This is a genomic window from Komagataeibacter xylinus (genome assembly GCF_004302915.1).
Lineage (GTDB): Bacteria > Pseudomonadota > Alphaproteobacteria > Acetobacterales > Acetobacteraceae > Komagataeibacter > Komagataeibacter xylinus_C.
Window position 1 is genome coordinate 201,958 of the sequence record NZ_QQBI01000001.1, and the last position, 14,298, is coordinate 216,255.

At 65.1% G+C, this 14,298-nt stretch carries 12 protein-coding genes and 1 pseudogene; 7 read left to right on the forward strand and 6 right to left on the reverse strand.

All coding sequences use genetic code 11. The features are described 5' to 3' along the window. Nucleotides 1-12: 12 nt before the first annotated feature. Nucleotides 13-1,452, reverse strand: a complete 1,440-nt coding sequence (locus DV027_RS00930) for a sugar porter family MFS transporter (protein WP_130730098.1) — start codon at nucleotides 1,450-1,452, stop codon at nucleotides 13-15. A gap of 91 nt (nucleotides 1,453-1,543) precedes the next feature. Beyond that, nucleotides 1,544-1,933: a preprotein translocase subunit YajC gene (gene yajC / locus DV027_RS00935; RefSeq protein ID WP_130730099.1), complete on the reverse strand. Its 390-nt coding sequence runs from the start codon at nucleotides 1,931-1,933 to the stop codon at nucleotides 1,544-1,546. A gap of 171 nt (nucleotides 1,934-2,104) precedes the next feature. Between yajC and DV027_RS00940 the strand changes: the two genes are divergently transcribed. The 3 genes from DV027_RS00940 to DV027_RS00950 all read left to right on the forward strand — a co-directional run bounded on the left by DV027_RS00940 (nucleotide 2,105) and on the right by DV027_RS00950 (nucleotide 5,378). Next, entirely contained in the window at nucleotides 2,105-2,977 is an 873-nt protein-coding gene (locus DV027_RS00940; protein ID WP_130730100.1) for an ATP-binding protein, read from the forward strand. Between the two features lie 278 nt (nucleotides 2,978-3,255). Next, nucleotides 3,256-4,377, forward strand: coding sequence for a Rieske 2Fe-2S domain-containing protein (locus tag DV027_RS00945; RefSeq protein ID WP_408884438.1), 1,122 nt, complete (start codon nucleotides 3,256-3,258; stop codon nucleotides 4,375-4,377). Next, a complete protein-coding gene (locus DV027_RS00950) occupies nucleotides 4,374-5,378 on the forward strand; it encodes a bifunctional GNAT family N-acetyltransferase/(deoxy)nucleoside triphosphate pyrophosphohydrolase (RefSeq protein ID WP_130730101.1) in 1,005 nt (334 codons plus the stop codon). Before DV027_RS00945 ends, DV027_RS00950 begins: the two co-directional genes overlap by 4 nt. A 50-nt stretch (nucleotides 5,379-5,428) precedes the next feature. On the opposite strand, the gene DV027_RS00955 is transcribed toward DV027_RS00950, so the two are convergent. After that, entirely contained in the window at nucleotides 5,429-6,472 is a 1,044-nt protein-coding gene (locus tag DV027_RS00955) for an SMP-30/gluconolactonase/LRE family protein (protein WP_242621687.1), read from the reverse strand. 97 nt (nucleotides 6,473-6,569) lie between these two features. Between DV027_RS00955 and DV027_RS00960 the strand changes: the two genes are divergently transcribed. After that, a complete protein-coding gene (locus DV027_RS00960; RefSeq protein WP_130730102.1) occupies nucleotides 6,570-7,328 on the forward strand; it encodes a competence/damage-inducible protein A in 759 nt (252 codons plus the stop codon). Between the two features lie 108 nt (nucleotides 7,329-7,436). On the opposite strand, the gene DV027_RS00965 is transcribed toward DV027_RS00960, so the two are convergent. From DV027_RS00965 to DV027_RS00975, 3 genes are all read right to left on the reverse strand, one after another. After that, entirely contained in the window at nucleotides 7,437-8,393 is a 957-nt protein-coding gene (locus tag DV027_RS00965; RefSeq protein WP_130730246.1) for an acetyl-CoA carboxylase carboxyltransferase subunit alpha, read from the reverse strand. Between the two features lie 263 nt (nucleotides 8,394-8,656). Continuing rightward, a complete protein-coding gene (locus DV027_RS00970) occupies nucleotides 8,657-9,574 on the reverse strand; it encodes a tyrosine recombinase (protein ID WP_130730103.1) in 918 nt (305 codons plus the stop codon). Nucleotides 9,575-9,590: 16 nt separating this feature from the next. Next, nucleotides 9,591-9,794, reverse strand: coding sequence for a hypothetical protein (locus DV027_RS00975; protein WP_130730104.1), 204 nt, complete (start codon nucleotides 9,792-9,794; stop codon nucleotides 9,591-9,593). A gap of 135 nt (nucleotides 9,795-9,929) precedes the next feature. On the opposite strand from DV027_RS00975, the gene aroB reads away from it, so the two are divergent. From aroB to DV027_RS00990, 3 genes and pseudogenes are all read left to right on the forward strand, one after another. Beyond that, the gene (gene aroB / locus DV027_RS00980; RefSeq protein ID WP_130730105.1) at nucleotides 9,930-11,663 is read left to right on the forward strand and encodes a 3-dehydroquinate synthase; all 1,734 of its coding nucleotides are present in this window, start codon (nucleotides 9,930-9,932) and stop codon (nucleotides 11,661-11,663) included. Nucleotides 11,664-11,950: 287 nt separating this feature from the next. After that, a complete protein-coding gene (locus tag DV027_RS00985; protein ID WP_130730106.1) occupies nucleotides 11,951-13,177 on the forward strand; it encodes an OmpA family protein in 1,227 nt (408 codons plus the stop codon). Nucleotides 13,178-13,652: 475 nt separating this feature from the next. After that, nucleotides 13,653-14,298, forward strand: a pseudogene (locus tag DV027_RS00990) (outer membrane protein); the annotation flags it as partial.

Below are 14,298 nucleotides of genomic sequence, written 5' to 3' on the forward strand. Positions count from 1 at the left end.
TTTCTGCATCTATCACTTTTCAGGCGGGGCGTTGCCGCCCAGCGCGCGCAGCTTCGTGCCGCGCATGAGTTCCGCCTCGATCTGCTCCAGCGTCATGCCCCGCGTCTCGGGCACGCGCAGCGCCACCATGGCCATGAACACCACGTTGAGCGCCGCATAGACCCACAGCACCCGCCCTGCGCCCAGCACCTCAAGCCCGGTGAGGAACGTGGCGCTGACCACCATGTTGGCGATCCAGTTTGCGCAGGTTGAGCACGCCATGCCGAACTCGCGCCCGCGCAGCGGCAGGATCTCGGCGCAGAGCAGCCACGCCAGCGGCCCGGCCGAAAACGCGAAGGCCGCGACAAACACCAGCATGCACACCCCCATGAGCAGCCGCAGCCCCGGCATGGGCGGCACGCCGCCTGCCAGGATCATGGCCTGCCCCGCCATGGCCAGCGCCATGACCGCGAATCCGCCCACCAGCATGGGCCTGCGCCCGATCCGGTCCACCCAGAACGTGGCGACACAGGTGGAAAGCAGGTTGATCACCCCCACCCCCACCGGCCCCCACACCTGCACGTAATGGCTGTAGCCCACCAGCCCGATGATGTAGGGCGCGTAGTACAGCACCGCGTTGATGCCCGAGAACTGCTGCGCCACCTGCAGGCCCACCGCCAGCCACATGGCGCGGCGGCAGTTGACGTCGTTCATGAAATTGCCGATGCCATCCTTGCGCGCAGCTAGCCGGGCCATGATGGCGTTGCGCTCGGCCATGACCAGCCGGGGCAGGCCACGCAGTTCGATCAGCACGCGCCGCGCGTCACGCTCACGCCCCTGGGCGAGCAGCCAGCGCGGGCTGGGTGGCAGGAACATAACCCCCATCATGAACACAAGGCCCGGAAACCCCACGATGCCCAGCATCCAGCGCCACACGCCGAAATAGGAGAACAGCCCATCCGACACGTAGGCCGCGAGCAACCCGCACGAGATCATGAGCTGATAGCCCAGGATCATGGCGCCCCGGCGGCCTGAATCGGCAATCTCGGCAATATAGAGCGGAGTGGCGAACGTGGTGGCGCCGGTCGCCACGCCCAGCAGCAGGCGGGCGAACAGGAGCATGCCGAATGATGAAGCCTCGGCGCACAGCAGCGGGCCGATGACGAACAGCCCCGCCGTGAGCACCAGCGTGCGCTTGCGCCCCCATGTGTGTGAAAGCCATGCGGCGGCGATCACGCCAAGGGCCGCACCGAGCAGCATGATGGCCACGATCGATTCGCGCTGCAGGTCCGACAGGGTGAATTCCTGCGCGATCAGGTCGAGCGCGCCGGACATGACCCCCGTATCCAGCCCGAACAGGATGCCCGAAAGGGCTGCCAGGCTGCCTACCAGCCCGGCGCGACCGCGTATGGCTGGCGGGTGGTGGGGGCCTGCAGGCTGGCCTGTCTGCGCGATACCGGGCTGCGTTTGCATTCTGCCTGCTCCTGCTGTTGACAGCAGCAACGATGCAGCCGGGGGGGAAGTTCGCCCCGATCCGGGGCGAACATGCGCGCGTGGGGCGCGATCAGCCCTTTTTGGCCGCCTTTTCAGGCGTGGTGTCATTGGCGGGGGTGGCAGCGCTGGTAATGACCGAGCTGATGGTGTCGCGCAGCACGCTCACGCGCACGCCCTGCGCGATCTCGACCTCGACCTCGTTCGACTCCGCCGAGACCTTCTGCACCACCCCGATGATGCCGCCTGCCGTCAGCACCCGGTCACCCCGGCGCAGCGTGGAAAGCTGGTTGCGCAGCTGCTTCTGCTTGACCTGCTGCGGGCGGATGAGCAGGAAATAGAAAATGCCGAACATGGCCACATAGGGCAGCACCGCCATGATGCCATCGCCGCTCAGCAGGCCGCCGCCCGCAGCCTGGGCATGGGCGGGCGTGGTCAGTAAATCATTGAAAATAGAGGCCATTGCAATCTTTCCGGCAGAATGAAGGGTTGAACGGGTTGCGGGTTTGCCATGCGGACCATAGTTTTCGCCTGTTTCCCGTCAAGGCGTTCGCCTGGCCCGTGTCAGCCAACGCGCTCCGGATCGCCCGGTGGCATGCGCCACCGCCCTGTTATGACCGAATCAGGACCGACGATGGACCAGACCACCCTTCCCGTTCTCGAACGCATTGCCGCGGCCCTCGAGCGCCTCTCGCCCCCCGCCCCCTCGCTGGCCGGGCTGGAGCAGGCGGATGCCTTCATCTGGCACCCTGGCCTTGGCCGCCTCACCCCCGTGGCCCACGTGGCGCATGTGGAGATGGGGCTGTTGCAGGGCATTGACCGCCAGCGCCAGATGCTGCTCGACAACACGCTGCACTTCGCGCACGGCCTGTCCGCCAACAACGCCATGCTGTGGGGCGCGCGCGGCATGGGCAAGTCCTCGCTCGTCAAGGCCGCCCATGCCCAGGCCAACCTGGTTGATGGCAGACCCGCGGCCCAGGGCAAGGGGCGGCTGGTGCTTGTCGAGATCCAGCGCGAGGATCTTTCCACCCTGCCCGACCTGCTCGCCCTGCTGCGTGAAAGCCCGCGCCGGTTCATCGTGTTCTGCGATGACCTGTCGTTCGAGCGCGAGGATGCGGACTACAAGGCGCTGAAATCCGTGCTCGACGGCGGCATTGCCGGGCGGCCGCACAACGTTCTGTTCTATGCCACATCGAACCGTCGCCACCTCATGCCGCGCGAGATGATCGAGAACGAAAGCTCGAGCGCCATCAACACATCCGAGGCAACGGAGGAAAAGGTCTCGCTTTCCGACCGTTTCGGGCTATGGATCGGCTTTCACAACTGCGCGCAGGATACCTTCATGGACATGGTCCGCGCCTATGCGAAGGAACGCAGCCTGCCGATTGGCGATAAGGACCTCGTGCGCCGCGCCAATGCGTGGTCGCTCTCACGCGGGGGGCGTTCAGGGCGCGTGGCCTTCCAGTTCATTGAAGACCTGAGCGCGGAACTTTCCGCCCAGCCATGATCCATAACAAGGATTGATCCATGCGGGTGCTGGCATGCTGGAGCGGTTCAGTTCTTCCCCATGAGCCACCTCAGGCCAGAAAAGGCCCGATGCGAAAGGATGCCGCCCTGCATTACAAAACATGACGGCACTGAACCATTTGCCCTGACCGTAAAAAACATCCTTAATATCGCCATGGCGGCAGGATATCGTTCAGAATGCGTCGCAATGCCTTTTGTACCCGACGTCCTGCCATGGCACATCCGGCTGCCATGCCCTGTTAACAGTCAAGAGAGACAATGGATCAGACGTTACCGCCTGACAGCATGCAGTCCTCCGCCCCGGCCAGCGGGCGGGATCTGCGCCGAATCCGTGCCAACCCCGATTTCTGGTATCCCGTTGCCTGGTCGCGGGAACTGAAGCCCGGCAAAACCATTGGCACCCGCTATGCGGGCCAGCCCATTGCCCTCGTCCGCCCGAAGGAAGGGGGCAGCGTCTTCGCGCTTGAAGACCGCTGCGCCCACCGGCAGGTGCCCCTGAGCAAGGGCACGGTCAAGGGCGACTCCGTGCAGTGCTGCTATCACGGCTGGGCCTATGGCCGCTCGGGCCGGTGCATCGACGTGCCCTATCTGGGCAAGGGCAAGCTGCCCAACGGCGTGCGCACCTACCCCGTGCGCGAGGTTGACGGGCTGATCTTCGTTTTTCCCGGTGATCCGGACAAGGCGGAGGCAACGCCCTTCCCGCGCCTGGCGGAGGTGGCGAACCCCGCCTACAAGACCCGCCGCTTTGGCCAGCTTGTGCATTGCCACTACAGCTTCATGCATGAGAACCTGATGGATATGAACCATCAGTTCATGCACATGAAGCAGATGGGCCAGATGAAGCCGCGCTTCCTGGGCCAGGAACGTGGCCCCGGCCTGGTGGAGGCGCGCTACAGCTTTGCGCGCACCAGCGGCAAGCAGCCGATTGGCGAGGCGCTGATCTTTGGCCAGAAGCGCGACAACAGCGAGAAATTCGCCCATCGCGATGTCATGACCATCCGCACCACCTACCCCTACCAGACCCTGCATATCCAGACAGGCGACAGCCCGCCGGTCATGGACCTGTGGATTGCCTACGTGCCGCAGGACGAGGCGGAACTGACCAACCGCGTGTTTGGCCTGCTTTCCATCAAGCGGCCCGGCATTCCCGGCGTGCTGGACCTGGCCTGGCCGTTCCTGACCGCGTTCACCGAGCGGATCTTCCGCGAGGACCGCGAGATCGTGGAGCTCGAGCAGAACGCCTGGTACGAGCAGGGCGGCGACCGCAACCAGGAAATCTTCCCGGTCATCAACAACCTGCGCTCGCTGCTGGCTGAATGCGGCCTGCCCGCGCAGGATGATACGCCCGCGCCGGTTGCACGGGGTGCGGCATCGGCATGATGGATCAGGGGGGACATGGTTCGGCCACCTTGCTCGAGGCCGGCGAATATCGCCTGCGTGAAGTCCGCACATCTGATGCGGGCACGATGCACAGGCTGATCAATGACTGGAGCGTGGTGCGGATGCTCAGCCGCGTTCCCTTCCCCTATTCGCTGGCCATGACCGAGGACTGGATCGCCTCCACCATCGAACAGTCGCAGCATGGCGAGGCCTATCACTTCGCCATCACCTGCCCGCAATCCGACCAGCCCGATGCCCTGATCGGCTGCATCGGGCTGCGCATCAACGCGGCCGACCGCTCATGCTCGCTGGGCTACTGGGTGGGTCGCGCGCACTGGAACCGCAAGGTGGCCAGCACCACGGCGGGCAGGCTTGCGCGCTGGGCGCTGGCCAACCTGCCGGTGGACCGGCTCACCGCATCGGCCGCACACGACAACCACGCCTCGATCGCGGTGCTCAGGCGCATCGGCTTTCGGGAACATGGCACAGGCACGCAGGAATTCGTCTCACGCGGGGGGGAATACCCGGTGCGCCTGTTCGAAGCACGGCATGCCGACCTGTCGGGCGAGGAGATGATGGAAGGGACCGAAGCAGGCGATACGCGCCGGATCGTGCTGGTGGCCGCCGTAGCCCTGGTGGATTCGGATGCCCGCGTGCTGCTGGCCCGCAGGCCCGAAGGCAAGTCCATGGCCGGGCTGTGGGAGTTCCCCGGCGGCAAGGTGGAAGCGGGCGAGACGCCCGAGGCCGCCCTGATCCGCGAACTTGATGAGGAACTGGGGCTGGACGTGGCCCGCTCATGCCTCGCGCCCTTCACCTTCGTCTCGCATGATTACGGGCATTTCCACCTGCTCATGCCCGTTTATGTCTGCCATCGGTGGAAGAACACGCCCACCCCGCGCGAGGGGCAGAAACTGGAATGGGTGCCCGCCGCCAGACTGCGCGACTACCCCATGCCCGATGCCGACCGCCCGCTGATCCCGCTTCTGCAGGACCTGCTGTAAGAGATTGTTTGAAAACCTGCCTCTCGTAAAAAATAAAAGACGGCCCCGGATCAGACCGCGGGAAAAACGTGTGGTTCCTGTCCCGGCACGTCCACGCGCAGGCTGAACAGGCTGCCTGCCTGCGGGTAGCGGGCCAGCATGTCATCAGGCGTGTTCTTGCGTGCCGTGGTCACGTACAGCGTGCGCAGGTCCGCCCCGCCAAAGGCCACCTTGGTCACGTTGAGCGCGGGCATGGCCACGGGCTCGAGCCGCGTGCCATCAGGCTGGAAACGCTCGATGCGCCCGCCATTCCACACCCCTACCCACAGCATGCCCGCACTATCCACCACCACGCCATCGGGGTAGCCATTGTCCACGCGGGCAAAGACCCGCCTGTTCGACAGGCTGCCATCAGCGGCGAGGTCAAACACGTAAATCACGCCCGCGGGCGAATGGTTGTGGTAGAGCCGCGTGCCATCGGGCGAGATGCCGGGGCCGTTGGTCACGACATACCCTTCATCATGTCGCAGCACGTCCAGCCCGCGCGCGGAGCGGGTGACGGAATACAACGCGCCGGAGGGTGTGCCTTCTTCATCATCCATGGTGCCGAACCACAACCGGCCTTTTGAATCGACGCAGCCATCATTGATGCGGTTGCCCGGATGCTCCGGCTCCACCGCCAGCATGCGGTCGAACGCGCCGGTGCGCGGATCAAGCCGGTACAGGCCATCCTTCAGCCCGCAGACCAGCGTGCCATCACTGGCCGGCACGACGTCGAACGCGCCGGTGCGCGGATCAAGCCGGTACAGGCCATCCTTCAGCCCGCAGACCAGCGTGCCATCACTGGCCGGCACGACGTCGAACGCGCCGGTGCGCGGATCAAGCCGGTACAGGCCATCCTTCAGCCCGCAGACCAGCGTGCCATCACTGGCCGGCACGACAAAGCCGGGCCGCGCCGGGGCCTGCCATGACGTCCTGGTCCCGCTGGCGGGGTCAAGCCGGTGGATGGCCTGGCCCACGATATCGACAAAATAAAGCGCCTGCTCGCGCGCGGACCACACCGGCCCTTCGCCAAGTTGCGCCCTGATATCCCATACGCATTGCGGGTGTGGCATCGCTGGCGTGTTCATGCAGTCTCCTTTGGGGTAAGCTTGTGGGTGTTACAGGGTGGGGCCAGAATGCCCCTGCCCGCAACCTAGTGGAATGCCGATCATGAACCCCACCGCCTGCCTGCTGGTCATTGGCAACGAAATCCTGTCCGGCCGGACACAGGACGTAAACGTGCAGTATATTGCCCGCCGCCTGTCGGAAACCGGCATCACGCTCAGCGAGGTGCGCATCATTCCCGATATCCGCGCCGTCATTGTCCGTAACGTGACCGAGGCGCGGGCGGCATATGACAATGTGTTCACCACCGGCGGCATCGGGCCGACGCATGATGACATCACCTCCGCCTGCGTTGCGGAATCGTTTGGCGTGCCGTGGGTGCACCACCCCGAGACCTTCAGCCTGCTCGAAGCCCATTTCCCGCCCGGTGAGTTCAATGCCGCCCGCCAGCGCATGGCCACCATGCCGCAGGGGGCCACGCCCATCCGTAATTCGGTTTCGGTTGCACCCGGCTTCACCATGGGCAACGTGCATGTGATGGCGGGCGTGCCCCGCATCATGCGCGCGATGTTCGAGGAAGTGCTGCCCACCCTGCCCCACGGCACGCCCGTCACCTCACAGGCCTGGCACGCCAATGGGCTGTATGAAGGCACGCTCGCCGCCCCGCTCGAGGCGATACAGGAGCGCTACCCCGCCATAGATATCGGCTCCTACCCCTACCGGCTTGATGAGAGCCAGCGCGGCGTGTGCCTGCTGTGCAAGGGCACGGATACGCAGGCCGTCAGCACCGCCGCCACCGCCGTGCGCGACCTGATTGCACGCCTTGGTTTTACGCCGCTGCCCGGTGAACCGGCAAAAGCCTGAATTTATTAAAAAATAAAAGTTTTTGGGCGCCGCCTTTTTACAAAAAGGCGGCGTTTCTTGAAGCTTTTTGAAAAAAGCTTCACCAAAAACTTTTGCTAGCCGAAGTCGTCAGGCGACGGCTTCACGCCCCATGGCGAGGAATTTCTCGCGGCGCTGCGCCTTGAGCAGCACCGGGTCCTTGGCCAGCAGGCCGGGCAGTTCGGCGGCAATGGCGTCGCCCACCGCGCGGATGGCTGCCCTGGGGTCGCGCTGCGCGCCGCCAAGCGGCTCGGGGATGATCCGGTCGATCAGCCGCAGCTGGAGCAGGTCCTGCGCGGTAATCTTGAGCGCATCAGCGGCAGTTGCGGCCTGCTTGGGGTCGCGCCACAGGATGGAGGCACATGCCTCGGGCGAGATGACGGAATAGATGGCGTGCTCGAGCATCATCACCCGGTCACCCGCGCCAAGGGCCACGGCGCCGCCGGAGCCACCCTCGCCAATCACGGTAGCGATGACGGGCACCGGCACGTTCAGGCAGGTCTCGATGGAGCGGGCAATGGCTTCCGCCTGGCCACGGGCTTCGGCATCGATGCCGGGCCACGCGCCCGATGTGTCGATAAAGGTCAGGACCGGCAGGCCGAATCGCCCCGCCAGCTTCATCAGGCGCTGGGCCTTGCGGTAGCCCTCGGGCCGGGCCATGCCGAAATTGTGCTTGAGGCGGGTCTCGATCTCGGCGCCGCGCTCGGTGCCGATCACGACGACGGGCTGGTCATTGAACCGGCCCACGCCGCCAATGATGGCCTTGTCATCGCCAAACAGCCGGTCACCCGCAAGCGGCGAGAACTCGGTAATCAGCGCATCGATGTAATCGACCGTGTGCGGGCGCTGGGCATGGCGGGCCACCTGCACCTTCTGCCACGGGGTCAGCTTGGCGTAGGCCGTACGCAGCTGCCGGTCGGCTTTTTCGCTCAACCGGGTGATCTCTTCCGCGATGTTGATCCCGTCCGGACCGGACATCCTGCGAAGTTCGTCGATCTTGTTCTCAAGCTCGGCGACCGACTTTTCGAAATCTAGAAACTGGCGCATGCGCTGCCGATAGCACAGCCTGTGCGCGAGCCAAACATTTTCGCGCATGGAATTCCGCCTGCCATGCATTTTTGTCCGTCCGGCCCTGCCGGGCACTGGCGTGCCATGCACCCATCCCACGCGCATCGTGTCCTGACGGCAGGCCGGTTTTCAATTGCCGGCAAAAGCAGGGGCGAGAACGGTCTTTTTTAATACAGGCAGCATTGTTCGAAGCTTTTTTGAAAAAGACTTCACCAGAAACGTCTTCATATCTGGCGGCCTTATCAGTCCTGCGGCTGCGGCTGCGCCAGCGGGTGGTGCTGGGCCACGGCATCACGCAGGCGGTCGAGCATGACGTGGGTATAGATCTGCGTGGTGGCGATGTCCGCATGGCCAAGCAGCACCTGCAACGCGCGCAGGTCCGCCCCGTGGGCCAGCAGATGGGTGGCGAAGGAATGGCGCAGCACATGCGGCGACAGGCGCTGCGGGTCCAGCCCCGCGCGCAGGGCCACATCGTGCAGGATGCGGTCGAATCCCTGCCGGGTCATGGGCTGGCGGGCACTCCGGCCCGGGAACAGGTACGGGCTTTCACGCCCGGCATCGAGCGCCATCAGCGCGCGCGCCGCCTCACGCGCCCGGGCCGACATGGGCACCATCCGCTCACGCCCGCCCTTGCCGCGCACCAGCATCATGCCCGGCGCCGCATCCAGCGCGCGGCGGGGCAGCGACAGCAGTTCCGATATACGCAGGCCCGAGGCATACAGCATCTCGAGCGCCGCCCTTGCCACCATGAGCCTGCGCCTGCGCGCGGGTGTGGCATCGGGCTCGGGCACGCAGGCGGCCAGCAGTTCCGTGACCTCGGGCTCGGACAGGAATCGCGGCAGCGGCGCATCGAGCCGGGGGGCTTCAAGCAGGGCGGCGGGGTTGTCGGGCCGCATACCCTCGCGGGCCAGGAACAGGAAATACTGCTTGAGGCATGACAGCCTGCGCGCCTGCGTACGCGCAGCCAGACCCTGCCGCGCAAGGCCCGAAAGGTAGTCGCGCAGGTCACTTTCGCCCGCCGTGAGCGGGGTCACGCCACGGGCGTGCAGGGCGGCATCCATATCCGCAAGGTCGCGGGTATAGGCGCGGATGGTGTTCAGCGCCGCCCCGCGCTCGGCGGCCTGCATTTCAAGAAAGGCGTCAACGCCGCTTGCGCTCACCGTGCGCCCCGCCCGTTCAGCCCGGTGCCAATGGGGCTACCGGCAGCGGGGCTGGCGCGCCGAGGGGCGGCAGGGCGGCAGGCGCGGGCGGGGCAGCGAAGGGCACATCCTTGTGCACGTCCTCCTGCACCAGCGCGGGCGGAAAGGCCCCGAGCGCGAAAAAGCCCCCGATCACGCACAGGGCCAGAACACTGGCCAGGGCAATAACAATACGGATCATTCAACCGCTTTCCTATGCTGCGAACCCCGGCGGCCCGAAGCCAGGCGCGCACAGGCGTGCTGCCCCGCCCACGCGGGGCTGGCCCTGACCACGGACTCTACCGGTCCTGTCCTGCTGTATGTTAGGTTGCGCGGCATGTCACGCCAGATTCCCCCCATTCGGCCCCAGCCGGAGCCCGCATCCCTTGCCATCCCCCTTGACCTGAACGCCGTTGGCCCCGCCAGCCCCCGGCAGTCGGGCAGCGGGCGCACCATCGTGCTGGTCGGGCTGATGGGCGCGGGCAAGACCACGATCGGCCGCCTTCTGGCCACGCGCCTGGGCGTGCCCTTTGTCGATTCGGATGAGGAAATCGAGCGCGCCGCCGGCTGCACCATCGCCGACCTGTTCCAGCGCTATGGCGAGGCCGAGTTCCGCCGGGGCGAGCGGCTGGTCATCCGCCGCCTGCTGTCCGGCCCGCCCGTGGTGCTGGCCACGGGTGGCGGGGCCTTCATGGACGGGCGCACGCGCGCGAGCGTGCGCGAGCATGCCGTCTCGATCTGGCTGCGCTGCCCGCTTGACGTGCTGGTGCAGCGCGTGGCCGACCGCACGCACCGCCCGCTGCTCAACAACGCCACACCGCATGCCGTGCTGGCCGACCTTATGCGCCTGCGCCATCCGGTCTATGCGGAAGCGGACATTATCGTTGATTGTGGAGATGACAACGTGGAACACAGCGCCGACCATGTGCTGCACGCCCTGCAGCGCAACCAGCAGCCCCTGCGCGTGCCCGTGCGGCTCGACCGCGCCAGCTACGAGGTGCTGATCGGCCCCGACGTGATCCGCCGCGCGGGCGCGCTGCTGGCCCCGGTGCTGCCACAGAAGCGCGTGATGGTGATTACCGACGCCACCGTATCTCCCCTGCACCTGCCCCGCCTGCTTGAAGCCCTGGCCGAGACCGGCATCCGCGCCGAGACCATCACCATCCCGCCTGGCGAGGGTTCAAAGAGCATCAGCCAGTACGAGCGCGTGACCAATGCCCTGCTCGAGGCGCATGTCGAGCGCGGCACCACGGTCGTAGCCCTTGGCGGCGGCGTGGTGGGCGACCTGTCTGGCTTCTGTGCGGCCACCACGCTGCGCGGCCTGCCGTTTGTGCAGATCCCGACCACGCTGCTCTCGCAGGTGGATTCGTCGGTGGGTGGCAAGACCGGCATCAACACGCCCTTTGGCAAGAACCTGCTTGGCGCGTTTCACCAGCCCATCGCGGTGCTGGCCGATACCTCCACGCTGGCCACCCTGCCCGTGCGGGAACTCAAGGCCGGTTACGCCGAGATCGTGAAATCCGGCCTGCTGGGCGATGCGGGGCTGTTTGACTGGTGCGAACGCCATGGCGCCGCAGTGCTGGCGGGCGATCCGGCCATGCAGGCCGAGGCCATCCGCCTTGCCTGCGCCTTCAAGGCCCGCGTGGTGGTGGCCGATGAGCGCGAGGAGCGCAAGACCGATGGCCGCGCCCTGCTCAACCTTGGCCACACCTTCGGCCACGCGCTGGAAGCCGAAATGGGCTATGACGGCAGCCTGCTGCATGGCGAGGCAGTGTCGATCGGACTGCGGCTGGCCTTCATGCTGTCGGTCCGGCTCGGCTACTGCCCGGCCGAGGATCTCGACCGCGTCACGGCCCATCTCGAGCGCCTGTCCATGCCCGCACGCATAGGTGACACGGGGCGCAATTTCTCCGCAGCCCAGCTCGTGCGCAACATGCAGCGCGACAAGAAGATGCGCGATGGCCGCCTGTCCTTCGTGCTGGTGCGCGGCATTGGCCGGGCCTTTACCTGCCGCGACGTGCCTGATGAGGCCGTGCTTGAAGTCCTGCGCGCGGATGGCTGCACGCCCTGAAGCGCTCCGCCTGATGCCCTGCCGGGGCCTGTGATATTCCGGTCACAGCCCCGCCCGCGCCGATAGGGCGCGCTGCCACATTTACCTTATTTCAACGCTTGCCCCGCAAAACGATCCTGCCATGGATTGATGCGGATGAACGCAGCTTCGCACTCCCCTGACATCCCGCTGGCACTGGAATGGCGGCGCATGCGCCGCCCGGATCAACCCGTATCAGGCCAGTGTGGAACATGCCCCCATCTCCACCAAATAAAGAAGGCGTCTGATCAAGCATCAAGGACGGGACCATGCGTCTTCGCGCGGCACTGCTGGCGACTGCATTGACAACAACACCTGTCATGGCCGCCATGGCCACGACCATCACCGGGCCTTACGTCGATATCGGCGGAGGCTATGACCTGACCCAGACACAGCACATGCATGCCTATGATGGGCAGGGCGTAAGCGAGTTCAACAAGAACCTCAATCTGCCTCCTGAAGAAGCAAAGTTTCTCGACTCTGCAGTGTCTCCGGCAACCCACTCCCGCGAGACCATGCACCATGGCGCGGGCTGGACCGGATTCGCCTCCTTCGGCTGGGGCTTTGGCAACGGTCTGCGCGCGGAAGTGGAAGGGGCTTATAACTGGTCGGAAACCACCCGCTACACCACCACATCCTATGGTGGCGGCCATGGCAAGACCGATGGTGCCGACCGTTCCTATGGCGGCTTTGTCAACGTGCTGTATGACATCGACCTCAAGCGCCTGTTCGGCATCGATGTGCCGGTAACGCCCTTCATCGGCGTGGGCGCGGGCTATCTGTGGCAGACCGTGAATGATGAAACGCCCATCGCGAACAGCATCATGAACGTGCGCCATAACGGCACCAATGGCAGCTTTGCCTATCAGGGCATTGTCGGCGCGGCCTATGACATTCCCGGCGTGCCGGGCCTGCAGATGACCACCGAATACCGCATGATCGGTCAGGTGGAGTCCTTCAACAACGGCAATCTCGGCCAGACGGTGATCAACCCCAACAACCAACCGGTAACCGACCACAATTCCATCCGTTATGACCAGCGCTTCAACCACCAGTTCATTGTGGGCGTGCGCTATGCGTTCAATACCGCGCCGCCGCCGCCGCCGCCCCCACCCGCGCCCGCCATCGTACCGCCCGCGCCCGTCGCCGCCCGTACCTATCTGGTGTTCTTCGACTGGGATGGCGCGGCCCTGACTCCGCGCGCCCGCGCCATCGTGGCGCAGGCGGCGCAGGCCTCCGCCCATGTACAGACCACGCGGCTTGAAGTTAACGGTTATACCGATAACTCCGCCGCCCATCCCGGCCCGCGTGGCGAGAAATACAACCTTGGCCTGTCCCTGCACCGGGCGGACAGCGTGAAGGCGGAGCTGATCCGTGATGGCGTGGCGGCCAGCGCCATCGACATTCATGGCTATGGCGAGGCCCGCCCCCTCGTGCCCACCGGCCCGGACACGCGCGAGCCGCAGAACCGCAGGGTGGAAATCATCCTGCACTAGGCATGGCTGCAATATACTGAAAGAAATGGAGAATCCGGCACGGTGCGCATTAGCAAGCACCCCGTGCCGGAGAATCCGTTTCCGGCCCCGAAACGGGTTGAAAAAGACCTTCCGTTTACACCATTGTCCTATGCAAAATGAGGGGGGCTGGAAAAGCGGTTCAAAAAAATCCTTATAAAATCAGGGTTTTTTATAGACTGCCGCAAAGAGGACTGAAAGATATGTGTTTTTTTGCCACACCTGTTCCGGATGGCGCATTTTGCCCATTCTCAAGCCGGGCCAGACAGGCTAATCCCCGCTTCATAGCTTGCGGGTAATCTCAGGCTGCCCTGTCTCGGGGCAAATCCATTGCCCGATCACAAGACGGGGCTCTGCCCTGCAACAACAGATTAAGGACTGAAACATGCGTCTTCGCGCAGCGTTACTGGCAACCAGCCTGCTGGCAGCGACACCGTTCGCAGCCAAGGCCACGACCATCACCGGCCCGTATGTCGATATCGGCGGCGGCTACAACCTGACCCAGACCCAGCACATGCGCCCCGGCGGCACGGATGATGGCGAGGGCATGGGCCGCGTTGGCCACCGTCATGGCTGGACCGGCTTCGGCTCGGTTGGCTGGGGCTTTGGCAACGGCCTGCGCGCTGAAGTCGAAGGCGCGTATAACTGGTCGGAAATCTACCGCAAGAGCGGTAGCGACAAGGGCAGCGACCGCTCCTATGGCGGTTTCATCAACGTGCTGTATGACATCGACCTGAAGCGCCTGTTCAACATTGATGTGCCCGTCACGCCGTTCGTCGGTGTTGGTGCCGGTTACCTCTGGGAGAACGTGAACAGCAACACCATGGTGGCCATGGGTGGCGCAAGCAGCCCGAACGCCCGCCTGCACGGCACCAATGGCAGCTTCGCCTACCAGGGTATCGTCGGTGCAGCCTATGACATTCCGGGCGTGCCCGGCCTGCAGATGACCACCGAATACCGCATGGTTGGCCAGGTCGAGTCCTTCGGCATGGGCTACATCAAGGGTGAGGCGACCGATGGCAGCGGTAGCGGCGGCGTGCGCTTCGACCACCGCTTCAACCACCAGTTCATCGTAGGCGTCCGCTACGCGTTCAACAACGCGC